Source organism: Streptomyces sp. NPDC002776 (assembly GCF_053592195.1).
The window spans coordinates 232,818-258,194 of sequence record NZ_JBSFVG010000004.1; the positions used below are offsets into that span (position 1 = coordinate 232,818).

The 25,377-nt window shown below is 72.5% G+C and carries 22 protein-coding genes; 10 read left to right on the top strand and 12 right to left on the bottom strand.

Going from position 1 to position 25,377, the window contains the following annotated elements; genetic code table 11:
• Nucleotides 1–97: 97 nt before the first annotated feature.
• The 6 genes from ACWD11_RS10960 to ACWD11_RS10985 form a co-directional block, all read right to left on the bottom strand.
• Nucleotides 98–934, bottom strand: coding sequence for a siderophore-interacting protein (locus tag ACWD11_RS10960; RefSeq protein ID WP_451282527.1), 837 nt, complete (start codon nucleotides 932–934; stop codon nucleotides 98–100).
• 42 nt (nucleotides 935–976) lie between these two features.
• A complete protein-coding gene (locus ACWD11_RS10965) occupies nucleotides 977–2,023 on the bottom strand; it encodes an ABC transporter substrate-binding protein (RefSeq protein WP_451282529.1) in 1,047 nt (348 codons plus the stop codon).
• 149 nt (nucleotides 2,024–2,172) lie between these two features.
• The gene (locus ACWD11_RS10970; protein ID WP_389415861.1) at nucleotides 2,173–3,336 is read right to left on the bottom strand and encodes an acyl-CoA dehydrogenase family protein; all 1,164 of its coding nucleotides are present in this window, start codon (nucleotides 3,334–3,336) and stop codon (nucleotides 2,173–2,175) included.
• A 5-nt stretch (nucleotides 3,337–3,341) separates the two neighbouring features.
• Nucleotides 3,342–4,271, bottom strand: coding sequence for a hydroxymethylglutaryl-CoA lyase (locus ACWD11_RS10975; RefSeq protein ID WP_451282531.1), 930 nt, complete (start codon nucleotides 4,269–4,271; stop codon nucleotides 3,342–3,344).
• Nucleotides 4,268–6,190: an ATP-binding protein gene (locus ACWD11_RS10980; protein ID WP_451282748.1), complete on the bottom strand. Its 1,923-nt coding sequence runs from the start codon at nucleotides 6,188–6,190 to the stop codon at nucleotides 4,268–4,270. Before ACWD11_RS10980 ends, ACWD11_RS10975 begins: the two co-directional genes overlap by 4 nt.
• Before the next feature lie 19 nt (nucleotides 6,191–6,209).
• Nucleotides 6,210–7,826, bottom strand: a complete 1,617-nt coding sequence (locus ACWD11_RS10985; RefSeq protein ID WP_451282533.1) for a carboxyl transferase domain-containing protein — start codon at nucleotides 7,824–7,826, stop codon at nucleotides 6,210–6,212.
• 85 nt (nucleotides 7,827–7,911) lie between these two features.
• Between ACWD11_RS10985 and ACWD11_RS10990 the strand changes: the two genes are divergently transcribed.
• The 3 genes from ACWD11_RS10990 (at nucleotide 7,912) to ACWD11_RS11000 (ending at nucleotide 10,674) form a co-directional block, all read left to right on the top strand.
• A complete protein-coding gene (locus tag ACWD11_RS10990) occupies nucleotides 7,912–8,511 on the top strand; it encodes an SACE_7040 family transcriptional regulator (RefSeq protein ID WP_389415865.1) in 600 nt (199 codons plus the stop codon).
• 92 nt (nucleotides 8,512–8,603) lie between these two features.
• Nucleotides 8,604–9,761 carry an acyl-CoA dehydrogenase family protein gene (locus ACWD11_RS10995; protein ID WP_389415866.1) on the top strand — a complete coding sequence of 386 codons (1,158 nt, stop codon included), beginning with the start codon at nucleotides 8,604–8,606 and terminating at the stop codon, nucleotides 9,759–9,761.
• Nucleotides 9,762–9,795: 34 nt separating this feature from the next.
• Nucleotides 9,796–10,674 (top strand): acyl-CoA thioesterase, encoded by an 879-nt coding sequence (locus ACWD11_RS11000; RefSeq protein WP_451282535.1) that lies wholly within the window; start codon nucleotides 9,796–9,798, stop codon nucleotides 10,672–10,674.
• A gap of 22 nt (nucleotides 10,675–10,696) precedes the next feature.
• Here ACWD11_RS11000 and ACWD11_RS11005 read toward each other — a convergent pair whose 3' ends face one another.
• On the bottom strand, nucleotides 10,697–11,485 hold the full coding sequence (locus tag ACWD11_RS11005) for a phosphatase (protein WP_451282537.1): 789 nt from the start codon (nucleotides 11,483–11,485) through the stop codon (nucleotides 10,697–10,699).
• Nucleotides 11,486–11,547: 62 nt separating this feature from the next.
• A complete protein-coding gene (locus ACWD11_RS11010; RefSeq protein ID WP_451282539.1) occupies nucleotides 11,548–13,605 on the bottom strand; it encodes a helix-turn-helix domain-containing protein in 2,058 nt (685 codons plus the stop codon).
• Nucleotides 13,606–13,799: 194 nt separating this feature from the next.
• Between ACWD11_RS11010 and ACWD11_RS11015 the strand changes: the two genes are divergently transcribed.
• From ACWD11_RS11015 to ACWD11_RS11025, 3 genes are read left to right on the top strand one after another with little or no spacing between them, the layout of a single operon-like run.
• The gene (locus ACWD11_RS11015; RefSeq protein ID WP_389415870.1) at nucleotides 13,800–15,260 is read left to right on the top strand and encodes a sodium:solute symporter; all 1,461 of its coding nucleotides are present in this window, start codon (nucleotides 13,800–13,802) and stop codon (nucleotides 15,258–15,260) included.
• Nucleotides 15,261–15,314: 54 nt separating this feature from the next.
• On the top strand, nucleotides 15,315–16,283 hold the full coding sequence (speB, locus tag ACWD11_RS11020; RefSeq protein ID WP_389415872.1) for an agmatinase: 969 nt from the start codon (nucleotides 15,315–15,317) through the stop codon (nucleotides 16,281–16,283).
• Nucleotides 16,280–17,968: a thiamine pyrophosphate-binding protein gene (locus ACWD11_RS11025; RefSeq protein ID WP_451282541.1), complete on the top strand. Its 1,689-nt coding sequence runs from the start codon at nucleotides 16,280–16,282 to the stop codon at nucleotides 17,966–17,968. Before speB ends, ACWD11_RS11025 begins: the two co-directional genes overlap by 4 nt.
• Nucleotide 17,969: 1 nt before the next feature.
• Here the strand turns inward: ACWD11_RS11025 and ACWD11_RS11030 are convergent, their stop codons facing one another.
• The gene (locus tag ACWD11_RS11030) at nucleotides 17,970–18,773 is read right to left on the bottom strand and encodes an endonuclease I family protein (RefSeq protein WP_451282543.1); all 804 of its coding nucleotides are present in this window, start codon (nucleotides 18,771–18,773) and stop codon (nucleotides 17,970–17,972) included.
• A gap of 171 nt (nucleotides 18,774–18,944) precedes the next feature.
• Complete coding sequence (locus tag ACWD11_RS11035; protein WP_451282545.1) at nucleotides 18,945–19,451, bottom strand: hypothetical protein; 507 nt, start codon at nucleotides 19,449–19,451, stop codon at nucleotides 18,945–18,947.
• A gap of 140 nt (nucleotides 19,452–19,591) precedes the next feature.
• Between ACWD11_RS11035 and ACWD11_RS11040 the strand changes: the two genes are divergently transcribed.
• Together ACWD11_RS11040 and ACWD11_RS11045 are read left to right on the top strand one after the other, a co-directional pair.
• Complete coding sequence (locus tag ACWD11_RS11040) at nucleotides 19,592–20,434, top strand: serine hydrolase (protein WP_389415876.1); 843 nt, start codon at nucleotides 19,592–19,594, stop codon at nucleotides 20,432–20,434.
• 48 nt (nucleotides 20,435–20,482) lie between these two features.
• Entirely contained in the window at nucleotides 20,483–21,502 is a 1,020-nt protein-coding gene (locus ACWD11_RS11045) for an esterase-like activity of phytase family protein (protein ID WP_451282547.1), read from the top strand.
• On the opposite strand, the gene ACWD11_RS11050 is transcribed toward ACWD11_RS11045, so the two are convergent.
• Together ACWD11_RS11050 and ACWD11_RS11055 are read right to left on the bottom strand one after the other, a co-directional pair.
• The gene (locus ACWD11_RS11050; protein WP_451282549.1) at nucleotides 21,499–22,620 is read right to left on the bottom strand and encodes a YncE family protein; all 1,122 of its coding nucleotides are present in this window, start codon (nucleotides 22,618–22,620) and stop codon (nucleotides 21,499–21,501) included. The genes ACWD11_RS11045 and ACWD11_RS11050 overlap by 4 nt on opposite strands.
• A 21-nt stretch (nucleotides 22,621–22,641) precedes the next feature.
• A complete protein-coding gene (locus ACWD11_RS11055; protein ID WP_451282551.1) occupies nucleotides 22,642–23,190 on the bottom strand; it encodes a GlcG/HbpS family heme-binding protein in 549 nt (182 codons plus the stop codon).
• Between the two features lie 268 nt (nucleotides 23,191–23,458).
• Between ACWD11_RS11055 and ACWD11_RS11060 the strand changes: the two genes are divergently transcribed.
• Together ACWD11_RS11060 and ACWD11_RS11065 are read left to right on the top strand one after the other, a co-directional pair.
• A complete protein-coding gene (locus tag ACWD11_RS11060; protein ID WP_451282553.1) occupies nucleotides 23,459–24,688 on the top strand; it encodes a sensor histidine kinase in 1,230 nt (409 codons plus the stop codon).
• Nucleotides 24,685–25,311 carry a response regulator gene (locus tag ACWD11_RS11065; RefSeq protein ID WP_389415881.1) on the top strand — a complete coding sequence of 209 codons (627 nt, stop codon included), beginning with the start codon at nucleotides 24,685–24,687 and terminating at the stop codon, nucleotides 25,309–25,311. The genes ACWD11_RS11060 and ACWD11_RS11065 overlap by 4 nt, the downstream gene beginning before the upstream one ends.
• Nucleotides 25,312–25,377 lie beyond the last annotated feature (66 nt).

The following is a 25,377-nucleotide window of genomic DNA, read 5'->3' on the forward strand; positions in this document are numbered from 1 at the left end:
AGAAGGTCGATCAACTTAGGTAAGCCTAACCTAATTTCATCGTGCGTCAGGCGGCCGGAACCCGACCCCTTCCGTGACGGTGGTCACTTCCGTCGCATCACTCGCCCAGCTCCCGCAGCTGCTCCTCCGTCAGGCCGTGCCGCCAGTAGCCGACGAAGGTGACCCGGCGCCGGTCGATGCCGCGCTCCTGGACGAAGTGACGGCGCAGCGCCTTCACACACCCCGACTCGCCCGCGATCCAGACGTACGGGCGCTCGGCGTCCGGGAGTTCGGTCCCGCGCAGGGCGTCGAGGGCCATGGGGGAGCCCTCGGCGCCCCGGTCCTGCCGGACCAGCCAGACGATCTCGGCGTCCGCCTGGGTCTCCAGCTCCTGGATGTCCCCGGCGTGCCGCACCTCCAGCCAGACCCGGGCCCGGGTGCCGACCGGCAGCGACTCGACGATGGCGCAGACGGCCGGTACGGCGGTCTCGTCGCCCCACACCACCATGAGGCCGGTGTCCGCGGGCGGCCGGAACCGGATGGCCCGGTTGTCGGCGACGGCGGGCCCGATGAGCAGGACGCGGTCCCCGGCGGCGGCCCGCGAGGCCCACCGGGAGGCGGGCCCGGCGGGCTCGTGCAGCACGAAGTCGATGTCGATCTCGTCCGGGTCCCGCCGCAGCTCGCGCAGGGTGTACGAGCGCATCACGGCCCGTACGTCGTCCGGCAGGTCGCGCCAGCCCTGCCACCATCCGTCGCCGAGCTCGACGGGGACGACCGGCTCTTCCTGCCCCGGGTGCGGCAGGAACAGCGACAGCGACTGGTCGCGGCCGTCGGAGCGGAAGTCGCTCAGCTCCGGTCCGCCGAACGTCACCCGGACCAGAGACGGACCGAGCCGCCGAGTCCGTACGACCTGAAGGGAGAAGAAACGGAAATCGACGGCTACGGCCGTGCTCATGGAGGCTCCTGGGTGAGCGTCAGGGGGCGACCTTCCGCGAGGTCAGCTGACCTTCTTCGCGTTCTCGATGGCCTCGGCCAGGTTGTCGAGCAGCGGCGTGCACTTGTCGTACGACAGGATCGGCTCCGGCGAGCGCGGGATGACCTGGCCGGCCTTGACGGCGGGCAGCTTCTTCCAGGTCGCCTCGGTGATGTCCGCGGGCTGGATGGTGGAGGTGCGGTCGTCCATCAGGATGATGTCGGCGTCGTACTTGTCGACGTTCTCCCAGCTGAGCGCCTCGTACCAGCCGGCGCTCTCGGCCTTCGCCTTCTCCGAGGGCTCGACGAAGTTCACGCCGAGGGACTTGAAGTACTCCAGGTCGATGGAGAAGTTGGTGCCGGAGACGTAGAAGATGCTCTCCGCGGCGGAGCCGGCCATCACCTTGATCTCGGGCTTGGCCTTGGCGGCGGCGCGCAGCCGGGCCGCGGCGGTCTCGAACTTCTTCTTCGACTCGGCGATCTCGGTGGACTTCATGTCCGCGCCCAGCGACTCGGCCAGCTCCCACATGCGCTGCAGCGGCTCGGTGAGCTGGCGGTCGAAGACGGAGATCGCGACGCTCGGGGCGAGCTTGGCGATCTTGTCCGCGGACTCGACGGGCACCGACCACAGGGTGCCGGCGTCGTCGAACGTCGTGGTGATGAGGACCTCGGGGGAGAGGGCCGCGTACTTCTCGATGTTGAGCTTGCCCCACTCGTTGCCGAGCACGGTGACCTTGCTGACGTCGAGGTCGCCGGCTTGGACGTCGGGCTTGCCGTCCGAGGTGGTGGTCGGGCCGAAGACGCCCTTGACCTGGATGCCGTAGTCGAAGAGGGCGGCGGCGACACCGGTGAACGCGACCATGTTCACCGGCACCTTGTCGAGCTTGACGGTCGTGCCGCGGTCGTCCTTGAAGGACCACGGGCCGGACTTCGCGGCGGCCGTCTCCTGGTCAGAGCCACCGCTTTTGGTGTCGTCGTCGCCGCAGGCCGCGAGCACGGCACCGAGGCCGAGGGCGCCGCCCGCGGCGAGGATGCCACGGCGGGTGAGGTGGGTGGCGCTGGCGTGGGACATGGGTACGCTGCTTTCGAACGGGGCGATCTTCGCCGGACAATTCGAAGGTAGGTTAGCCTAACCTCATCAATTGTCCAGAGGTGGGCCCCCGCAGCGCCCCACCGGTGAGCCGCTCAGGGACCCAACTCGGGCGCCGGCGAAGGCCGTTGTCAGCTCGGCAGGCCCAGTTCCCGGGCGATCAGCATCCGCTGGACCTCACTCGTGCCCTCGCCGATCTCCAGGATCTTGGAGTCGCGCCACATCCGGGCCACCGGGTACTCGTTCATGAAGCCGTAACCGCCGTGGATCTGGGTGGCGTCGCGGGCGTTGTCCACCGCGATCGTGGAGGAGTAGAGCTTGGCCAGCGCCGCCTCCTTCTTGAACGGCTCACCCGCGACCAGCCGGCTCGCCGCGTCCCGCCAGGCCAGCCGGGCCGTGTGCGCCCGCATCTCCATGTCCGCGAGCTTGAACTGGATCGCCTGGTTGGCGCCGATCGGACGGCCGAAGGCGTGCCGCTCCTTGGCGTACCGCACCGACTCGTCCACGCAGCCCTGGGCCAGGCCCGTCGCCAGCGCCGCGATCGCCACCCGGCCCTCGTCGAGGATGCGCAGGAACTGGGCGTAGCCGCGGCCCTGGGTGCCCAGCAGATTGGCCCGCGGGACGCGGACGTCGGCGAAGGACAGCTCACGGGTGTCGGAGGCGTTCCAGCCGACCTTGGAGTACGCGGGGGCCACCGTGAAGCCCGGGGTGCCCGAGGGGACGATGATCGACGAGATCAGCGGGGCGCCGTCCGCCGGCCCGCGGTCGGTGACCGCCGTGACGGTGACCAGACCGGTGATGTCCGTACCGGAGTTGGTGATGAAGCACTTCGTGCCGTTGATCACCCACTCGTCCGTCTCCGGGTCCAGCTGGGCCGTCGTCCGGGTCGCGCCCGCGTCGGTGCCGCCGTCCGGCTCGGTCAGCCCGAAGGCGCCGAGCATCTCGCCCGAGCACAGCCGGGGCAGCCACTGGCGCTTCTGCTCCTCGGTGCCGAACAGATGGATCGGCATCGCGCCCAGCGAGACGCCCGCCTCCAGGGTGATGGCCACCGAGGAGTCGACGCGGGCCAGCTCCTCCAGGGCGATGCCCAGCGCGAGGTAGTCCCCGCCCATGCCGCCGTACTCCTCGGGGAACGGCAGGCCGAACAGGCCCATGCGGCCCATCTCGCGCACGATCTCGTACGGGAACTCATGGCGTTCGTACAGGTCGCCGATCTTCGGCGCCACGACGTCGTGCGCGAACTCCGCGACCGTGCGCCGCAGTTCTTCCAGCTCGGGGGAGAGCTTGTGGTCCATCGGGGTCACTCCTTGTGGGAGAGGGCTCGTACGGTGCGGGACGGGCTGGGGCGGCCCAGTCGGCCGGCCATCCACTCGCTTGTGGCGACGAGACGGCCGAGGTCGACCCCGGTGTCGATGCCGAGGCCGTGCAGCATCCACACGAGGTCTTCGGTGGCGAGGTTTCCGGTGGCGGACTTCGCGTAGGGGCAGCCGCCGAGGCCACCGGCGGAGGCGTCGACGGTGGTGACGCCGTGCTGGAGGGCGGCGTAGGTGTTGGCGAGGGCCTGGCCGTAGGTGTCGTGGAAGTGGACGGCGAGCCGGTCCACGGGCGTGCCGCGCCCGGTGAGTTCGGTCAGCAGGGCCCGGACGTGACCGGGTGTGGCCACGCCGATCGTGTCGCCCAGGCTCAGTTCGTCGCAGCCCATGCCGAGGAGGGCCTGGCAGACCTCGACCACCCGCGCGACGGGGACCGGGCCCTCCCACGGGTCGCCGAAGCACATGGAGAGATAGCCGCGCACCTGCACGCCCTCGGCCTTCGCGCGCGCGACGACCGGCTCGAACATCGCCAGGGCCTCGTCGACCGTGCGGTTGAGGTTGGCCTTCGCGAACGACTCGGTGGCGCTGGCGAAGACGGCGACGCGCCGGGCTCCGAGGGCCAGGGCGCGGTCCAGTCCGTGCTCATTGGGGACCAGGACCGGGAGGTCCACCGGGAGGTGGCTCACCCGGGGGAACAGGTCCTCCGCGTCGGCGAGTTGGGGCACCCACTTGGGGTGGACGAAGCTGGTGGCCTCGATGGTGGTGAGGCCCGCGTCGGCGAGACGCCGGATGAACTCCGCCTTCACGTCGGTGGGAACGGTCGCCTTCTCGTTCTGCAGTCCGTCCCGGGCGCCGACCTCGTGGATGCGGACCCGGGTGGGCAGGCCGGGTTCGGGGACCGCCATGGGGAGGGTCACTCAGCCGCCTCCTCGTGCGGTGCGATCACGGCCAGCACCTGGTCCATGGCGACCGTGGTGCCGGGCGAGACGTCGAGCTCGGCGACCGTGCCGGCGTGCGGGGCGGCGATGACGTGCTCCATCTTCATCGCCTCCACCACCAGCAGGCTCTGACCGGCGCTCACCTCGTCCCCGACGGCGACCTTCACCACCGTGACCGTGCCGGGCATGGGCGCGGTGAGCGAGTCGGCGCCGGAGTGGGCGGCGCGGGTCAGGGACGCGGCGACCGGGTCGTGGTCGCGCACGTGCCAGGCGTCGCCGTCCCGGCCGATCCAGTCGGCGGCGCGGTGGAAGGTGTGCCGGACGCCGTCGAGGGTGACCGAGACCCGGTCGCCGGTGACGGTGTGGGTGCCTCGCGGGACGTATTCGACAGGGTCGCCACCGGCCATCCGCAGGGGGAAGGCGAGGGGCTTGGGTGTACCGCCGAGGCGCCAGCCGCTCGGCACCGAGAAGGGGTCCGTCCACCCCTCGCCCCCGGGCCGCAGCGCCTCCAGGCGTACGGCGGCCGCCGCCTCGTACACCTCCTCGGGCACGTCGGCCGGGACCAGCCCGTCGACCTCCCGCTCGACCAGACCGGTGTCCAGCTCACCGGCCACCACCGCCGGATGGGCCAGCAGCCGCCGCAGGAACCCGGCGTTGGTCTGCACGCCCAGCGTCACGGTCTCCGCGAGAGCCGCCCGCAGTTTGCGCAGCGCGGTCGCGCGGTCGGGGCCGTAGGCGATGACCTTGGACAGCATCGGGTCGTACAGGCTGCCGACCTCGGTGCCCTCGGTGAGCCCGGAGTCCGTGCGCACGCCGTCGCCCTGCGGCTCGCGCAGGCGCAGCACGGTGCCGCCCGAGGGGAGGAACCCGCGCGCGGGGTCCTCGGCGCAGAGACGGGCCTCGACCGCATGGCCGGTGAGCGTGATGTCGTCCTGGGTGAAGGCGAGCCTCTCCCCGGCCGCGACCCGCAGCTGCCACTCCACCAGGTCGATGCCGGTGATCAGCTCGGTGACCGGGTGCTCCACCTGGAGGCGGGTGTTCATCTCCATGAAGCAGTACGCCGAGGGGTCGCCGCCGGGGACGATGAACTCCACCGTGCCCGCGCCCCGGTAGCCGCAGGAGCGGGCCGCCTGGACGGCCGCCTCGCCCATCGCCGCCCGGGTCTCCTCGTCCAGCAGGACGCTCGGCGCCTCCTCGATGATCTTCTGGTGGCGCCGCTGGAGGGAGCACTCGCGCTCGCCGAGGTGGACGACCTGGCCGTGGCCGTCCGCCAGCACCTGGATCTCGATGTGCCGGGGCCGGTCGATCCACCGCTCGACCAGGAGCGTGTCGTCGCCGAAGGAGGCCGCGGCCTCGCGCCGGGCCGCCGCGATCTCCTCCTCCAGCACCGACAGGTCCCGCACCAGCCGCATGCCTTTGCCGCCGCCGCCCGCGCTCGGCTTCAGCAGCACCGGAGCGCCCAGCTCCCGGGCGGCCCGCGCCAGTTCGGGGTCGCGTCCGCCGGGGACGACGGGGACCCCGGCCGCCTGCACGGTCTCCTTGGCGCGGATCTTGTCGCCCATCAGGGCGATCGCCTCGGCCGGCGGCCCGATGAAGACCAGGCCCGCCGCGGCGCACGCGCGGGCGAAGTCGGCGTTCTCGGCGAGGAAGCCGTAGCCGGGGTGGACGGCCTGGGCGCCGGTGCGGGCGGCGGCGTCGAGGATGCGCTCCGCGGACAGATAGCTCCGGGTCGCCGGGGCCGGTCCGATGCGGACCGCCGTGTCGGCCTCCCGGACGTGCCGCGCGTCGGCGTCGGCGTCGGAGAAGACGGCGACCGAGCGGACGCCCAGGGTGCGCAGGGTGCGGATGACGCGGACCGCGATCTCGCCCCGGTTGGCCACGAGGACTGTGTCGAACATGGTCATCGGTAAATGCCCCTCACATCCGGAAGACGCCGAACTGGGGGTCACCCAGGGGCGCGTTGGCGCAGGCCGTCAGTGCCAGGCCCAGCACCTGCCGGGTCTCCAGCGGGTCGATCACTCCGTCGTCCCAGAGGCGGGCCGTGGCGTAGTAGGCGTTGCCCTGACGCTCGTACTGGGCGCGGATCGGCGCCTTGAACGCCTCTTCCTCCTCGGCCGGCCACTGCTCGCCGCGCCCCTCCAGCTGGTCGCGCTTGACGGTGGCGAGGACCGAGGACGCCTGCTCGCCGCCCATGACGGAGATCTTGGCGCCCGGCCACATCCACAGGAAGCGGGGCGAGTAGGCCCGGCCGCACATGGAGTAGTTCCCGGCGCCGTAGGAACCGCCCACCACGACCGTCAGCTTCGGCACGCGGGTCGTCGCCACCGCCGTCACCATCTTGGCGCCGTGCTTGGCGATACCGCCCGCCTCGTAGTCCCTGCCGACCATGAACCCGGAGATGTTCTGCAGGAACACCAGCGGGATCCCGCGCTGGTCGCACAGCTCGACGAAGTGGGCGCCCTTCTGGGCGGACTCGGAGAACAGGATGCCGTTGTTGGCGACGATGCCGACCGGGTGGCCGTGGATCCGGGCGAAGCCGGTGACCAGGGTCTGCCCGAACTCGGACTTGAACTCCGCGAACCGGGAGCCGTCGACCACGCGCGCGATGATCTCGCGGACGTCGTAGGGCGTGCGGGGGTCCGCGGGCACCGCGCCGTACAGGCCGTAGGGGTCGACCTTGGGTTCGGCGGCCGGCCGCACCTGCCAGGGGAGCGCCCCGCGCGCGGGGAGGGTGCCGACGATGTTCCGGACGATCCGCAGGGCGTGCGCGTCGTCCTCCGCGAGATGGTCGGTCACGCCCGACACCCGCGCGTGCACCTCGCCGCCGCCGAGCTCCTCGGCGGTGACGACCTCACCGGTGGCGGCCTTCACCAGCGGGGGGCCGCCGAGGAAGATCGTGCCCTGGTTGCGGACGATGACGGCCTCGTCGCTCATCGCGGGGACGTACGCCCCGCCCGCCGTGCAGGAGCCGAGGACGGCCGCGATCTGCGGGATGCCCGCGCCGGACATCCGGGCCTGGTTGTAGAAGATCCGCCCGAAGTGGTCGCGGTCGGGGAAGACCTCGTCCTGCATGGGCAGGAAGGCGCCGCCGGAGTCGACGAGATACAGACAGGGCAGCCGGTTCTCCAGGGCCACCTCCTGCGCCCGCAGATGCTTCTTCACCGTCATCGGGTAGTAGGTGCCGCCCTTGACGGTGGCGTCATTGGCGACGATCACGCACTCGCGCCCGCTGACCCGGCCGATCCCGGCGATCACCCCCGCCGCCGGGGCTAGTCCGTCGTACATGCCGTCGGCCGCGAGGGGCGCCAGCTCCAGGAAGGGCGAGCCCGGGTCGAGCAGGGTGTCCACCCGGTCCCGGGGCAGCAGCTTGCCGCGCGCGGTGTGCCGGGCGCGCGCCTTCTCCCCACCGCCCAGGCGGGCGGCGGCGAGCTTGGCGCGCAGCTCCTCCACCAGCGCGAGCTGCGCCTCCTCATTGGCCTTCCAGGCCTCCGACGCGGGATCTGCCGCACTCGTCAGCTCGGGTGCCTCGTGCATCCTGCGGTCCCCTCACCTTGTTAATGAGCGTTAACGCATTTCCTTCAGGTTAACGACCGCTAACCTCCCTGTCTAGAATTGGCGCATGGCCACCAGAACCGACGCACCCACCCGGCGTGAGCAGATCCTCAAGGAGGCCGCGCGGCTGTTCGCCGAACGCGGCTTCCACGGCGTGGGGGTCGACGAGATAGGCGCTGCCGTCGGCATCAGCGGCCCCGGCCTCTACCGGCACTTCGCGGGCAAGGACGCGATGCTCGCGGAGCTGCTGGTGGGCATCAGCGGTCAGCTGCTGACCGGGGCCAGGCGGCGCCTGGCGGAGGCCGACGGCGGGGGTCCCGACGAGATCCTGGACTCCCTCATCGAGGGCCACATCGACTTCGCGCTCGACGACCGTCCCCTGATCACCCTGCACGACCGCGAGCTGGACCGCCTGCGCGACAGCGACCGCAAGCTGGTCCGCCAGCTCCAGCGCCAGTACGTCGAGCTGTGGGTGGACGTGGTCCGCAAGGTCTACCCGGCGCTCACCGAGCCCACCGCCCGCTCGGCCGTCCACTCGGTCTTCGGCCTGCTGAACTCCACGCCGCACCTGGGGCGGCCCGGCGCGCTGCCGGGGCGCGGGGTGACGGCCGGGCTGCTGCACCGGATGGCGCGGGGGGCGTTCGGCGCGGCGGGCGGACAGGCGTGACGAGCGTTACGGGGCCGCTCCTCTGGACGGGTGTTCATACTCGCCGGTACGGTAGGTGAGCAAGCGCTTAGACACAGGTGGAGGTGGCGGCCGTGCGCCGTACGGTGTTCAACGAGGATCACGAGGCGTTCCGGGAGACCATCCGCGCCTTCATCGAGGCCGAGGTCGTACCGGTGTACGACGAGTGGTTCGCGGCGGGCCAGGCGCCCCGCGACTTCTACTACCAGCTCGGCGAGCTGGGCGTCTTCGGCATCAACGTGCCCGAGGAGTTCGGCGGCGCGGGTCTGGACACCCACAAGTTCGAGGCCGTCCTCTACGAGGAGACCGCCCGCGCGGGCGTCCAGTTCGGCGGCTCCGGGGTGCACGTACTGCTCGCCCTGCCGTACATCAAGTCGCTCGCCACCGACGAGCAGAAGAAGCGCTACCTGCCCAAGTTCGTCTCCGGCGAGGAGATGTGGGCGCTGGCGATGACCGAGCCGGGCACCGGCTCCGACCTCGCGGGCATGAAGACCACCGCAAAGCTCTCCGAGGACGGCACCCACTACGTCCTCAACGGCTCCAAGACCTTCATCACCGGCGGCGTCCACGCCGACCGCGTGATCGTCTGCGCCCGCACCGCCGCGCCCACCGCCGAGGACCGCCGCTACGGCATCTCCCTGTTCGCCGTGGACACCAAGTCCGAGGGCTACTCCATCGGCCGCAAGCTCGACAAGCTGGGCCTGCGCACCTCCGACACCGCCGAGCTGGCGTTCGTCGACGTGAAGGTGCCGGCCGAGGACCTGATGGGCGAGGAGAACCGGGGCTTCTCCTACCTCGGCAGCAACCTCCCCTCCGAGCGCTGGGGCATCGCCTACGGCGCCTACGCGCAGGCCAAGGCCGCCGTCCGGTTCGCTCAGCAGTACGTCACCGAGCGCACCGTCTTCGGCAAGCCGGTCGCCGCGTTCCAGAACACCAAGTTCGAGCTGGCCGCCTGCAAGGCCGAGGTGGACGCGGCCGAGGCCGTCGCCGACCGCGCCCTGGAGGCGCTGGACGCCGGTGAGCTGACCGCGGCCGAGGCCGCCAGCGCCAAGCTGTTCTGCACCGAGGTCGCGCACCGCGTCATCGACCGCTGCCTCCAGCTGCACGGCGGCTACGGCTTCATGAACGAGTACCCGATCGCCCGCCTGTACGCGGACAACCGGGTCAACCGGATCTACGGCGGCACCAGCGAGATCATGAAGACGATCATCGCGAAGGACATGGGTCTGTAAGGTCCCGGACATTACCGGCCGGTACAACCTTCACATGAGCCAGGCACTACAGGATCTCCTCGATCTGCTCGACCTGGAGCAGATCGAGGAGGACATCTTCCGCGGCCAGTCCCGGTCCGCCGTCGTCCCGCGCGTGTTCGGCGGGCAGGTCGCGGCCCAGGCGCTCGTCGCCGCCGGGCGGACGGTCCCCGAGGACCGGCTCGCCCACTCCCTGCACGCGTACTTCCTGCGCATCGGCGACCCCGGCGCACCCATCGTCTACACCGTCGACCGCATGAACGACGGCCGGTCCTTCACGGCCCGCCGGGTGGTCGCCGTCCAGCACGGGCAGCCGATCTTCGCCCTGTCCGCGTCCTTCCAGCGCCCGGAGCAGGGCTTCGAGCACCAGGCCCCGATGCCCGCCGCCCCCGACCCCGCCACGCTCCCCACCTCCGAGGAGCGGCTGCGGGGCTACGGCCATCTCGACCGCGGGATCCTGGAGAAGTTCCTGGAGGCCCGCGCCGCCGTGGACGTGCGCTACGTCGACGAGCCCCCCTTCGGGCGGTTCGGCGAGCCGCGCGAACCGCACTCCCAGGTCTGGTTCCGCACCAACGGCAAGCTCGACAGCGAGGTCGACGACCCCCTGATGCACGTCGTCCTCGCCACGTACGTCTCCGACATGACGCTGCTGGACTCGGTCCTGCTCGCGCACGGCCGGGGCGGCTGGGCCGTCGGCGATGTGGTCGGGGCCTCGCTGGACCACGCGATGTGGTTCCACCGGCCGTTCCGCGCCGACGAGTGGCTGCTGTACGACCAGCACTCCCCGTCGGCCTCCGGCGGCCGCGGCCTGGGTCAGGCCCGTATCTACACCCAGGACGGCCGCCTGGCCGTCTCGGTCATCCAGGAGGGCGTGGTCCGCGCCCCCCGGACCTGACCGCCCCTCCCGGACCCGAGCCCTACGCCAGTCCTGCCTCCGCCAGCAGGTACGCCGTCATCGGGTCGTAGTAGCGGGGGCTGACCACATGGTCGTCGAGGGGCACCGTCACCTGGACGGTGCCCTCCGACTCGGCGAGGAAGAGGGCCGGGTCGTTGGAGTCGGCGTAACCGACCGAGTCGACGCCGTGCTGTCCCGCGTACCCCGCCCAGCCGTGGTCGGCGACGACCAGGTCGGGCAGCGCGCTGCCGTGCCGCTCCAGGGCCGTGAGGATGGCCTTCATCGGCTCTCCGGAGTGGGTGTGCCACAGCGTGGCGCCGTGCTCCAGCATCGCCACGTCCGCGAACTGCATGACGTACCCCTCGTCCGTCCGGAGCCCGTCGGGGATCACCACGATGTCGCAGCCGGCCGTGCGCAGGGCGGCGGCGGTGGCGCGGTGCACGTCGAGCAGGCCGCCGGGGTGGCCGGTGGCGAACAGCACCCGCTGGCCGCCGTCGGCCGCCTTGCGCAGCCGGCCCGCCATCCGCTCCAGCCCGGCGACCGTCAGGTCGGGGTCGATGGTGTCCTGGCCGTACCGGTACTCGGGGTCGTCGTTCACCCCGACCCGCTCCGCCATCACCGCGAGCACGTCCTGCTCGTCGGTCCAGCGGTCACCCAGCTCCAGGCCGAGCCAGAAGTTGCGGTCGCCGTTCGCGAGCTTGCGGTAATGGGAGAGGTTGTTCTCGCGGGGAGTGGCTACGTCGCCCGCGATACGGGTTCTGACGAGGTGTTCGACGAGCTCGGCGCGGCTGGGTGTCCCGGGTATCGGCATGTGTCCCATTGTGGGGCAGACCCCTGTGGACGCGCCGGGTGTCCCGGACGCTGGGACGCGGGTCACTGCCGCAGCGCGAACCACAGCTCCATGCGCACGTCCGGGTCGTCGAGGTCGGTGCCGAGCAGGGCCGCGCAGCGGGCGATGCGCTGGCGGACGGTGTTGCGGTGCACGGCGAGGGCGACCGCGGTCCGGTCCCAACTTCCGTGCAGCGAGAGCCAGGTGCGGAGCGTGTCGACGAGCGCCGGCGGGTGCGCGATCGGTGCGAGGAGGGCACGGGCGTGGGCCGCGGCCTCGTCGGGCGGCACGAGATCGGCGAGACCGGGGCGGGCGCCGTGGCGGACCAGCGGGGCGCGGGTGGCGCGGGCGCGGGCGAGCGCGCGGGCGGCCCGGGTGTCCGCGGCGGGCCACTCGGCGGGGGCGGCCGGGTCGCTGACGCCGAGGGTCCAGCCGGGCTGGGGAGCCGGTTCGCGAGCGGCGGGGACGAGGACGCGTACGACATCCCCGGCGAGGTCGACGAGGGGCGAGCCGAGGGCGGCGCCGAGCGCGGAGGCGGCCACCGGGTCGGGAGCGGCGGGGGAGTCCGGGCGGGCGTGCACCACGAGCCAGGGGGCGGTGCCCAGGAGGGGGGCGACGGCCTCGGGGGCGGCGCCGAGGAGGAGCCGCACGAGCGCGGAGGTACGGGCCGCTCCGGTGCCGCTCTGCTGCTCCCCGGTGAGCAGGGAGAGGAGGACGGCGGCGACGGAGGCGATGGTGTGGTCGGCGGGGTCCCTCCGGGGGGCGGCCACACCGAGGACGAAGCCGTGGGAGGGCGCCAGCGCGTAGGCGGCGAGGCGGGTTCCGGCGACGGTGTCGGTGGCGGAGGTGGGGGCAGGCGCCGCGACGGTGGCACGGCCGGGCGGGGTTGCGGCGGAGGGGGCCGGAGTGCTGTGGGTGGGTGTGGCGGAGGTGGGCGCCGGTTGCCCGTGCTCGCGGGGGATTGCGCCGGGGGTGCGGCTGCCTGGGGCTGTGGCGGAGGGGGTGGGAGCGCTGTGGGTGGGGGTGGCGGAGGTGGGGGCCGCTCGCCCGTGCTCGCGGGGCGCCGCCCCGGGGGCGCGGCTGCCTGGGGTGGGGGCGGGCGCGGTTTGCCCGTGCTCGCGGGGCGGTGTCCCGGTGGCAGGGCTGACCGGGGCTGCGGTGGAGGTGGGGGTGGGGGTCGCTTGGCCGCGCTCGCGGGGCGGGGCCGCGGCACGACCGCCCGGGGTTGCGGCGGCAGGAGCGGCACTGCTGCGGGTAGGCGTGGCGGAGGTGGGTGCCGGGTGGCCGTGCTCGCGGGGCGGTGTCCCCGGGGCGCGGCTTGCTGCGGCTGCACCGGCGGTCGTGGGTGTCGCTTGGGTGCGCTCGTGGGGCGGGGCCCCTGCGGCTCGGCCGGCTGCGGCTGCGCCGGATGGGGCTCGGCCGTCCGCAGCGGGGGCCGAGTCCGTCGGGGCCGGGTTCCGGGGGCGTACCACCTCCGCCAGATCCGCCAGCGCCCCTTCCGCCTCCGCCCCCGCACCGCGGCCCGCCGACGCGATCAGGGTGCCCTCGGGGCCGTACAGGGCCGCCCAGCCCCCCACCCGCTGGGCCAGCTGCCGCAGTACCGCGCGCACCGGGTCCGGGCGGGACGCCGCCGCGGCCAGGCTCTGCTGCGCCTCCGTCACCCGGCGCAGTTCGGCCAGCCGGGCCTGGGCCATGAGCTGCCAGACCGCCCGTGCCACGCCGGAGAACGTCGTCCGGGGCGGGACCTCCAGGAGCGGCAGGCCGTAGGACTCGCAGGCCGCCACCAGGGCGCGCGGCACCGTGTCGTGGACCGGCGCCAGGCCGAAGCCGAGGGCGGTGCCGCCCGCCGCCACGATCCGTGAGACGTAGTCGTCGAAGTACGTGCCCGAGCCCGCCGCCTCGGGGATGTGGACGCCCGCCGTGAGCAGCAGCTCCCCGCCCAGCAGATACGGGTACGGGTCCGCCATCTCCGAGGTGTGCGCCCAGTGGATCACGATGTCCGGATCCGTCGGCCCCGCGATCTGCCGCAGCCCCAGGTCCTCGCGGGCCAGCAGCGCCGACAGGGGCACCGCCGGGGTGGGAGGGACGGACGGGTCCGGCATGGTGTGCGTTCCCTCCACTCCGTACGGCCGCAATGGATGAAACGTACACTTCGCAGTCGCTTTCCGGCCACCTAATGTCGGTCCCGACCGGCAGCCGCGGGTACGGGCGGATGTCCCCGCGAGCCGCTGCCGACGTCCCCACCCCCACGTATCTGCACGACACGCCACCGGGATTGTGCGAAGGAGGCCCCACCATGGCCGTCGACTACACAGTGATCGTCGTCTATCTGGCCGGCATGCTGGCCATGGGCTGGTGGGGCATGCGCCGCGCCAAGTCCAAGAGCGAGTTCCTGGTCGCCGGGCGCCGGCTCGGCCCGGCCATGTACTCCGGGACCATGGCCGCCATCGTCCTCGGCGGCGCGTCCACCATCGGCGGGGTCGGCCTGGGCTACCAGTACGGGCTCTCCGGCGCCTGGATGGTCTTCACCATCGGCCTCGGGCTGCTCGCCCTCTCCGTCTTCTTCTCCGCCCGGATCGCCCGGCTGAAGGTCTACACCGTCTCCGAGATGCTCGACCTGCGCTACGGCGGCCGGGCCGGGGTCATCTCCGGTGTCGTCATGTGGGCGTACACCCTCATGCTCGCCGTCACCTCGACGATCGCCTACGCCACGATCTTCGACGTGCTCTTCGACATGAACCGCACCCTCGCGATCGTCCTCGGCGGCTCGATCGTCGTCGCCTACTCCACGCTCGGCGGCATGTGGTCGATCACCCTCACCGACATGGTGCAGTTCGTCGTCAAGACCATCGGTGTCCTGCTGTTGCTCCTCCCGATCGCCGTCGTCAAGGCGGGCGGGTTCTCCGAGATGAAGGCCCAGCTGCCCACCGAGTACTTCGACCCGCTGGGCATCGGCGGCGAGACGATCTTCACGTACGTGCTCATCTACACGTTCGGCATGCTCATCGGGCAGGACATCTGGCAGCGCGTCTTCACCGCCCGCAGCGACCGGACCGCCCGGTGGGGCGGCACGGTCGCCGGTACCTACTGCCTCGTCTACGCCCTCGCCGGCGCCGTCATCGGCACCGCCGCCAAGGTGCTCTACCCGAACCTGGCCAACGCCGACGACGCCTTCGCCACCATCGTCAAGGACGAGCTGCCCATGGGCGTACGGGGCCTGGTGCTGGCCGCCGCCCTGGCCGCCGTGATGTCCACGTCCTCCGGCGCCCTCATCGCCTGCGCCACCGTCGCCAACAACGACATCTGGTCCCGGCTGCGGGGCCTGGCGAAGGGATCCGCCGAGGAGCACGACGAGGTCCGGGGCAACCGCGCCTTCATCCTGATCATGGGTGTCGCGGTGATCGCCACGGCCATCGTGCTGAACAACGTCGTCGAGGCGCTGACCGTCGCCTACAACCTCCTCGTCGGCGGACTGCTCGTGCCGATCCTCGGCGGGCTGCTGTGGAAGCGCGGCACCGCACAGGGCGCCCTCGCCTCGGTGATCGTCGGCGGAGTCGCGGTCGTCGGCCTGATGGCGACCCACGGCATCCTGGCCAATGAACCCGTCTATTACGGCCTGCTGTCTTCCCTCGCGGCCTACCTCGCCGTCTCCTTGATGACGAAGCCCACCGACGCGGCCGTCCTCGCCGCCTGGCGCGAGCGCCTCGCCGGCCGGGATCCCGAACTCGTGTCCGAACCCGTCCCGGCTCACCAGTAGAGTCGTAGACACATGCACATACGCGACGAAGCGTAGGAAAGAAGGCAGTTCCCCATGAGCAGCAACGAGACGCCCCGCGGCCCCGTCGACTCCTCGCGCATCCCGCGCTACGCCGGACCCGCTACCTTCGCGCGGCTGCCGCGCCTGGACGAGGTCGGCACCGCCGACGTCGCCGTGATCGGCGTGCCCTTCGACTCGGGTGTCTCCTACCGGCCCGGCGCCCGCTTCGGCGGCAACGCCATCCGCGAGGCGTCCCGGCTGCTGCGGCCCTACAACCCCGCGCAGGACGCGTCCCCGTTCGCGCTGGCCCAGGTCGCCGACGGCGGCGACATCGCGGTGAACCCGTTCAACATCAACGAGGCCGTCGAGACGGTCGAGGCCGCCGCCGACGACCTGCTCGGCACCGGCGCCCGGCTGATGACCCTGGGCGGCGACCACACCATCGCGCTGCCGCTGCTGCGGTCCGTCGCCAAGAAGCACGGGCCCGTCGCCCTGCTCCACTTCGACGCCCACCTCGACACCTGGGACACCTACTTCGGCGCCGAGTACACGCACGGCACGCCGTTCCGGCGCGCGGTGGAGGAGGGCATCCTCGACACCTCGGCCCTCTCGCACGTCGGCACCCGCGGTCCGCTGTACGGCAAGCAGGACCTCACCGACGACGAGAAGATGGGCTTCGGCATCGTCACCTCCGCCGACGTCTACCGCCGGGGCGCCGACGAGATCGCCGACCAGCTGCGCCAGCGCATCGGCGACCGCCCGCTGTACATCTCCATCGACATCGACTGCCTGGACCCGGCGCACGCGCCCGGCACCGGCACCCCCGAGGCGGGCGGCATGACCTCCCGCGAGCTGCTGGAGATCCTGCGCGGACTCGCCTCCTGCCACCTCGTCTCGGCGGACGTCGTCGAGGTGGCGCCCGCGTACGATCACGCCGAGATCACGTCGGTGGCCGCGTCCCACACGGCGTACGAACTGACCACCATCATGTCCCGCCAGATTGCAGAGGCCCGCGCGAAGTGACTCACGACCACGACCTGGTGCTCCGCCCCACCGCCGCCCAGACGGAGGCCGCGCTGAACCCTCCCCCCGGACGCAACGGCGGAGACCTGGTCGTGGAGACGCTGGCCGCGCTCGGTGCGACCACCGTCTTCGGCCTCCCCGGCCAGCACGCGCTCGGCATGTTCGACGCGCTGAGCCGCTCGGACCTGCGCTATGTGGGCCTGCGCGTGGAGAACAACGCCGGGTTCGCGGCCGACGCCTACGGCCGGATCACCGGGGAGGCGGCGCCGCTGCTGCTGTCGACCGGCCCCGGCGCGCTGACCTCGCTGGCGGCTCTCCAGGAGGCGGCGGCCGCCTCGGCGCCGGTGCTGGCGATCAGCAGCCAGGTCCCCACCGCGGGCCTGGGCGGCGGACGCCACGGCTATCTGCACGAACTCCCCGACCAGGCGGCCTCGTTCCGGGGCGTCGTGAAGTCCGTGCACACCGTGCGCACCCAGTCGCAGATCGCGTCCGCCGTCGAGGCGGCCTGGAAGTCGGCGCTGACCGCCCCGCACGGGCCGGTATGGGTGGAGATCCCGCAGGACGTGCTGCTCGCCGAGACGGCGATCCCGGTGGTGACGGGCGGCGACGCCTTCCCCGAGGAGCTGCCGCCGCGGCCCGAACTGACGGCGGTGGCGGCCGACTTGCTGTCGAAGGCGGCCCGGCCGGCGATCATCGCGGGCGGGGGAGTGGTACGGGCGGACGCGAGCGGCAAGCTGCGGCGGCTGGCGGAGGTGTTGCAGGCCCCAGTGGTCACCACGCCCGGCGGCAAGGGCGCCTTCCCCTGGACGCATCCGCTGTCCCTGCAGTCCTGGATCGAGGACCGGTACACGACGGACTTCCTGGAGGACGCGGACGTCCTGCTGGTGGTCGGCTCGGGACTGGGTGAACTCTCCTCGAACTACCACACGTTCAAGCCGCGGGGCCGGGTCGTCCAGATCGAGGCGGACCTCGGCAAGCTGGAGTCCAACCATCCGGCGCTCGGCATCCACGCCGACGCCCGGCTCGCGCTGCAGGCGCTGCTGGAGACGGTGTCGGAGCGCACCGACCCCTCGGCGCCGGACCGGGTGCGGGCGCTGCTCGCCAAGGTCGGCGAGCGCATCGCCGCCCAGGAACTCACCCTGGAACAGCAGGTGCTGGCGTCCGTCCGCAACGCCCTGCCCGCCGACTCGCCGTCCTTCTGGGACATGACGATCCTGGCGTACTGGGCCTGGTCGGCCTTCGACGCCAAGGGCCCGAACCGGATGCACTCCGCCCAGGGCGCCGGCGGCCTCGGCTACGGCTTCCCGGCGGCGCTGGGCGCTGCGGCGGCCGACCCGACCCACCCGGTCCTCGCCGTCTCGGGCGACGGCGGGGCGCTGTACTCCATCGCGGAGCTGGCTACGGCCCGCCAGTACGACCTGAACGTCACCTGGCTGATCGTCGACGACGGCGGTTACGGCATCCTGCGCGAGTACATGACGGACGCGTTCGGCCGGCCCACGGCGACCGAGCTGACCCGCCCGGACTATGTGGCGCTGGCCGAGTCCTTCGGCGTCCCCGGGGTGCGGACCACCCCGGAGACGCTGGAGGCGGACCTGGCCAAGGCGCTCTCCGCGCCCGGTCCTTCGGTGGTCGTACTCCCGGCGGTGCTGCGCATGTTCGCGCCCACGCACCTCGGAGGGTGACCTACCAGATCGCCTCGACCCACTCCGGGTGGTCGATGAACGGGTTCCGGTTGCCCTGGTAGTTGGTGTAGATGAGCTGGTTGCGGCGCTCCTCGAAGGCGTCCGGCGGGTCCTCGTCGTTCCAGGCCTTCAGGACCGAGAGGCGGCCGTGGTACGGCACGCTGCCGTTGGTGACGGTGTCGTTGGGCTCCAGGTCGGGCCAGCTGTCGGTGCCCTCGTAGCGGACGGCCATGTAGAGGATCATGCGGGCCACGTCGCCCTTGACGGCGTCGCGGGGCTCGAAGGAGTTGGAGTCGGTCAGGCTGCCGCCGGAGTTGGTGAAGCCGCTGCCGCCGTTGTCGAAGTCCTTGTTGCCGCGGATGCTGTTGACCTGCACGTCCTCGGGGCGCAGATGGTGCAGGTCGGTGCCGGGGCCGGCGGAGGTGCCGAAGTCGCCGTGGGACTGCGCCCACACGTGCTCGCGGTTCCAGTTGCCGGTGCTGCCGCCGTTGAGCGACTTGCTGCGGGAGATGCCCGAGTACAGCAGCTTCACGTTGTTGCTGTTGCCCGGGTCCTGGTCGGTGACCTTCAGCGCCTCCCAGACGGCGGAGTACGACAGCTTCGTCTGAGGGCTGATGATGGTGTGCAGCGCGCTCTTGAGGCTCGTACCCGACTTGCCGACGGCGTTCTTGTAGTACGTGCTGTCGTAAGCGGTGGTCGTGGCCGCGGCGGGGGTCGCGGTGAGGGCGGGGGCGCTGAGTCCGACCAGGACGGTAGCGATGGCGAGGGCCAACGGCTTCCAGCGGCGTATGTGTGTCGCCAGCATGAGGGGGAGTCCCATCTACGCGGGTTGAACGGAGGCGGCACTGGGAGAGTGACATGGACATGCGGCGGTGTAAATGGACGTCGCGTGTCCATCAGGTGACCTGAAACGGCAAACCGGGGCGTGTCTACGCGAGTCAATCCGCGCGGTCGCCCCGGCCGGTGACGCGGCCCCTCAGTCCCCGCCGCCGTCGCCGATGTCGGGCAGGCCGGACACGCCGGGCGCGTCGTCGGCCGCACCGCTCGGGCGCACCCGGTCCGCGACGGCCGTTGCGATGATCAGGCCCGCGATCGACGTCAGCATGAAGGCGGTGCCGCCCAGGAACACGGCCTGGACCTCGTTGCCGTCGCTGTCGTGGCCGGTCCACATCAGCACCGCCCCGGCGGGGAACACGCCGACGATCCACATCAGGCACAGGACGGCCACGGTCACGCTCTCGTGCCCCTGGGTGATCTCGCGCGAGCCCGCCTCCGCGCCGGGCCACAGCACCGCCGCCACCGCGACCGCCTGGCAGGCACCGCAGGCGGCCAGGGCCACGAGCCAGGTCCCGAGGGGAGCGCCGTGCTGCCAGGCGTGCCAGAACGCGCCGAGGGCGCAGAGCAGTTGGGCCCCCACGCCGCACAGCAGCCAGAACGTGCGGGACACCATCAGCTCTCTCGGTTCCGGCAGCTCCCTGAACACCGTCGTCCACCCCCGAACCGGTGGACGACGCCCAGGGCCCCGGCGGTTGCGGGTGCGCGGAATCGAGGGGCAGGTAACGGTTCGTACAACCATTGCCCAACGCCTACAACCATTCCCGCGGGTTCGTGAGTCACCAGGGCATGACTCGTCCCATATCCAGACGTGCCGGATGGGTGGCGGGCGGGGCGCTCGTCGCGTGTGTGGCCGCCGTCACCCCCGCGACCGCCGCGACCCCGCCCGCCGTCGGCTGCACGTCCGCCAAGGCCGGGCTCGCCGAGAAGCTGAAGAAGGACATCACCGCCGCGCTGGCGACCCGTAAGGGCACCATCGCCGTCGGGCTGTACGACCGGTCCACCCAGACCACCTGCACCCTGCGCGCCGGCACGGCCTACGACTCCGCCAGCGTCGTCAAGGTCACCGTCCTCACCACCCTGCTGTGGGACGCGCAGAAGACCGGCCGGGCCCTCACCAGCCGGGAGAAGTCCCTCGCCACCGCCATGATCACCAAGTCGGACAACGCCTCCACCACCACCCTGTGGAAGCAGCTCGGCGTCACCAAGGTGAAGAACTTCCTCGCCGCGGCGGGCATGACCCAGACCAAACCAGGCGCCAACGGCTACTGGGGCCTGACCCAGATCACCGTCACCGACGAGCAGAAGCTGATGAAGCTGCTCACCGCGAAGAACGCCGTGCTCACCGACGACTCCCGCTGGTACGTCCGCAAGCTGATGGGCGACGTGATCGCGTCCCAGCGCTGGGGCACCCCCTACGGAGCACCCTCCGACGTCATCGTGCACGTCAAGAACGGCTGGCTCCAGCGGGCCACGCACGGCTGGCGGGTGCACAGCGTCGGCACCTTCAAGGGCGGCGGCCGCGACTACATGATCACGGTGCTGACCCACGGCAACAGCACGATGAACTACGGCATCACCACCATCCAGGGCGTCGCCAAGGTCATCCACCGCGATCTGGCCGCGAGTTGACTCCTGGCGGTCTCCCGCCCTTCACCGGCCCGCCCTACGGTGACGGCCATGCGCATGCGAACCGTACTCTCCACCGCCACCGCGGCCCTGGCGGCGGCCACTTGTCTGACCGCCGCCGGCCCCTCCTCCGCGGCCGGCCCGCAGCACCACGCCTGTTCGCCGTACGTCTCCGTCGACCGCTTCTCCGACGCGCTCGACAAGACGGCGTACCAGGGCACGTACGTGGGCAACTTCTCCGCGCTCGCGGTGGACCGGGACGGTTCGCTCGCGGCCGTGTCCGACCGTTCCGCGCTGTTCTCCCTGGACGCGAGGACGCTCGCGCCGCGCTCGGTCGTCCCGCTCGCCGACGAGAACGGCGCCGCCCTGGACTCCGAGGGCCTGGTGGTGGACCGCGACGGCACGCGGCTGATCAGCACCGAGGGGGAACCGGCCGTCCGGCGCCACGCCGCCGACGGAACGATCCTGGACCGGCTCCCGGTGCCGGACGCGCTCCGGGTCGCCCCGGCCGGGCGGGCCGTGCCCAACGGCACGTTCGAGGGCCTGACCCGGTTCCGTGGCGGCCTGCTCGCGTCCATGGAGTACGCCCTGTCCGGCGACTCGGCCGGCCTCGTCCGCTTCCAGACCTGGGACCGGCACCAGGGCGCCTACGTGCTCGCCGCCCAGTACGGCTACCGCGCCGACACCGGCCTCGGCGTTCCGGAGGTCACCGCGCTGTCCGACGGCCGGCTCCTGGTCCTGGAGCGCGGCTTCACCGCCGGCGTCGGCAACACCGTCCGCCTCTACCTCGCCGACCCGCGCCGGGCCAGCGACACCTCCGGCACCGAGAACCTCACCGGCCAGGACGGCGTACGGCTGATCAGGAAGACGCTGCTGGCCGACCTCGCCGCCTGCCCCGACCTCGGCGCCACGGCGAAGCAGCCGCAGCCCAATCCGCTGCTCGACAACATCGAGGCCATGACGGTCACGGGCCGCGCGAAGGGCGGCGCGCTGAAGGTCCTGCTGGCCAGCGACGACAACCAGAACCCGGCCCAGACGACCCGGTTCTACTTCCTGCGGGTGCGCGTCTAGCCCGGCAGTACGGCGATCCCCAACGGCCTGTTCCCGGCGGCCAGTCGGCGGGTGTCTCCCGTGTCGAGGTCCATGACGGTGAGGCCGTTCCAGTAGCCGTCGCGGGTGAAGCCGCCGGTGACGTAGGCCGTGCGGCCGTCGGCCACGACGTCCTCGTGGGGGCCGTCGAGCGGGATGACCTGCTCCCGGCCGTCCGGCCGCCGGACGGTCAGGGAGGGCCCGCGGCCGTCCCCGCCCACCGTGCCCGTGCCCACGACGAGCAGCGTCCCGTCGGCGGTGACGGCGGCCCCGTGCTGATGGGTGCGGGCGGTCATCCGCTGAACCGTCGAGCGGCCGCTGACCGGGTCGAGCACGACCAGCTTCTCGCCCTCGAAGGGCAGCAACAGCCTGCCGTCGGACGGCCGTACGGCCGCGTAGTGCGGCTTGAGCCAGGAGCCGAGGCCGCCTTCCGTGCCGTAGGGCGCGACCTCGACGCGGCGCGTGTGCAGCGTGGCCGTGTCGACGACGGTGACGTCGAAGGAGTCGTGGCCGGTGGCGTAGACGTGCCGTCCGTCCGGGGAGACGTCGACGTCGAAGGGGCGGCGGCCGGTGTCCGCGGTGCCGGTGACCTTCAGGGTGCGGGTGTCGATGACCTCCAGCACCCCGTCGCCGTCCGGCACGTTGACACCGACGTAGACGTGCTCGCCGTCGAGGGCCAGGGCGATGCCCATGCCGCCGCCGCGGTACTCGCCGTGGGCCGGGGCGCCGAGGCCCCGCGTCGCGTACCGGATCAGCGCCGGGCGCTCACGGGTCCGGGTGTCGACGACCGCGACCCCTTCCGCCGTGGCGACCCAGGCCCGCCCGTCCGCCCCCACGGCCAGTCCGTAGGGGGCGGTGCCCACCCGCACGGAGCCGGTGGGGCCCCGGTCCGGGTCGACGAAGGTGACGGTGTCGGCGCCGAAGTCGGCTACCAGGAGCCCGGCCGCGGCGAGGGTGGCGGGGGTGGCGGCCCCGGGACGCGTCGGGGCGGGCGCGGCGGTCTCGGCATGTGTCGGGGCGGTGGGCGGAGAACCGTCCCGCGCCGCCGCGCATCCGGTGAGCAGGGCGGCGGCCAGCGCGGCCGGCAGCAGGCGTTTCACAGCGGTACCCGGAAGGGGCGCTCAGTCCAGGGCGGCGACGCCGGCGCGGGCGAACTTCTCGTCCAGGTCGCCGGAGGGCGCGCCCGCGACACCGATACCCGCGATCGGCGCGTTGTTCGCGGTCACCGGGACACCGCCGCCGAGGAACAGGGTGCCGGGGATGTCCTTGAGGTTGGGCGTGGTCTCCAGCCGCTTCGCCAGCTCGGAGGTGGGCGCGTTCCAGGACACCGAGGTGAACGCCTTCTTCACCGCCGACTCGTACGACTGCGGGCCCGCGCCGTCGCCGCGCAGGGTGACCAGGGTGTTGCCGTTGCGGTCGACCACCGCGACGGACACCCGCTGGTTCTCCTTCATCGCGGCGTCCAGCACGGCCTCGGCCGCTTCGGTCGCCGCCGAGACCGACAGGTGAGTGGAGGTGAAGGTGTCCGAGGACTTCACCGTGGCGGGCCGGGCCTGCGTGGCCTGGGGCGCGGAGGCGTTGGCGGAGACGGCACCGAAGGTACCGACGGCGATGGCGGCGAGGACGGCGCCGCCGGTGGCGACACGGGCACGACGGGAGAACTTCTGCATGGCTCGGCAACTCCTGGGATCGACGGGGAGGGCGATGGGTGCTTGCGGTATCCAGCCTGGGCCCGGATCCGGGGCACATCCGTCGGCGTTCCGGCTGCTCACGGGGAGCGGGACGGCTGACGCCGGGGTCATCCGAACGGTTGACCCCGGGTGCGGCGGTGCGGGGGACACTGGAGGTGTTTGTCCAGTTCACGAGGTCCGGTTCGCGAGGTCCGGTTCGCGAGGTCCGGTTCACAGCGGGAGCACAGCGGGAAGGCGGTCCGGCGGCATGCGGCCAGCACGGCAGGAGGACGGGAGCGCGGTCCCGGGCGACCCCGACGCCCAGTGGCTCGCCGCCGTCATGCACGCCACCTTCTTCCTCCTCCTGGGCACCGCTATGGCCCGCTACCTCCAGCGGCACGGCGGCGAGCCCCGCGCCCCCTGGGTGATCGCGCTGGCCGCGGTGCTGGCGGTGCTGTACGTCATGGGGCGGTTCGGCGACCGGCCGGGCCGGGTGGTCGCCCGGCCCACCCCGCCCCGCCTGCTGTGGCTCGGTGCCGTGGTCGCCGTATGGATGGTCCTGGTCGCCCTCGCGCCGAGCTGCGCCTGGGTCGCCGTCCCCCTCTTCTACGTCGCCCTGCGCCACCTTCCGCCCGGCGCCGCGTACGTCCTGGTCGCCGTGCTCACCGGGTTCGTGATCGTCGCCCAGCTGCAGCTCGCCCCCCGTTTCGACCTCGACCTGGTGGTCGGCCCGGCGGCCGTCGCCGGTTTCGCCACCGCGATCTTCGTGCAGCTGCGCCGGCAGGCGGCCCGGCAGCGCGCGCTGATCGACGACCTGGTCCGCACCCGCCGGGAACTGGCCGCCACCGAGCGCCGCGAGGGCACCCTCGCCGAGCGCCAGCGGCTCGCCATGGAGATCCACGACACCCTCGCCCAGGGCCTGTCCAGCCAGCAGATGCTGCTGCAGGCCGCCGACCGGGTCTGGGAGTCGGACCCCGGGAAGGCCCGCGCGCACGTCCGTACCGCCGAGTCCGTCGCCGAGCACAACCTCGCCGAGGCCCGCCGCTTCGTGCACGACCTCGCCCCCGCCGACCTGGCGCGCGGCGGCGGACTCGGCGAGGCGCTGCGGACGCTGGCCGCCCGGGAGTCCGGCGACCGGCTCACCGTCCGCGTCCACGTCGACGACGGGGGCCGCGCGCCGGAGCTGCCCGACCGGATCCAGTCGGCGCTGCTGCGGATCGCGCAGGGCGCCCTGGCGAACGTACGGGAGCACTCCGGGGCGTCCGCCGCCGCGCTCACCCTCACCCTCCTCGACGACCAGGCCGTCCTGGACGTCGCCGACGACGGCCACGGCTTCGACGCGGCGGCGCTCCCGGACGCCCCCTCCGGCGGGCGCGGCCACGGCCTGCCCGCGATCCGGGCCCGGGTCCGCGGGCTCGGCGGCACCCTGGCCGTGGAGTCGGCGCCCGGCGAGGGCACGGTCCTGTCCGCCGCGATCCCCCTGGAGAACCCCCGATGACCGTACGCATCCTGCTCTGCGACGACCACGCCGTCGTGCGCGCCGGACTGCTCGCCCTCCTCGACAGCGCCTCCGGCATCGAGGTCGTCGGGGAGGCCGGTACCGGCGAGGAGGCGCTGGCGCTGGCCGCGCGGCTCGACCCGGACGTGGTGCTGATGGACCTCCAGCTCGGAGCCGGGATCGACGGCGTGGAGGTCACCCGCCGGCTCACCTCGGCGCCGGGCGGCGGCCCGCACGTGCTGGTGCTCACCACGTACGACACCGACGCCGACATCACCCGCGCCATCGAGGCGGGCGCCACCGGCTACCTGCTGAAGGCCGAGCGGCCGGACGAGCTCTTCGCCGCGATCCACGCCGCCGCGCAAGGGCGCACCACGCTCTCCGCGCCGGTCGCGGGCCGGGTCATGGCCAACCTCCGCAACCCGCGCCCCACCCTGACCGACCGCGAGCGCGAGATCCTCGGCAGGCTCTCCCAGGGCCTCGGCAACCGCGAGATCGCCAAGGCCCTGTTCATCAGCGAGGCCACGGTCAAGACCCACCTGGGCCGCATCTACGACAAACTCGGCGTGGACACCCGAGCGGGCGCGGTGGCAGTGGCGAAGGAACAGCGCCTGCTGCGGTGAGCCCGCGTGCCGATGCTCATCCCGGGATGAAATCCGGGGCGGAACACGTTGGGGCTTGTCGTGGAC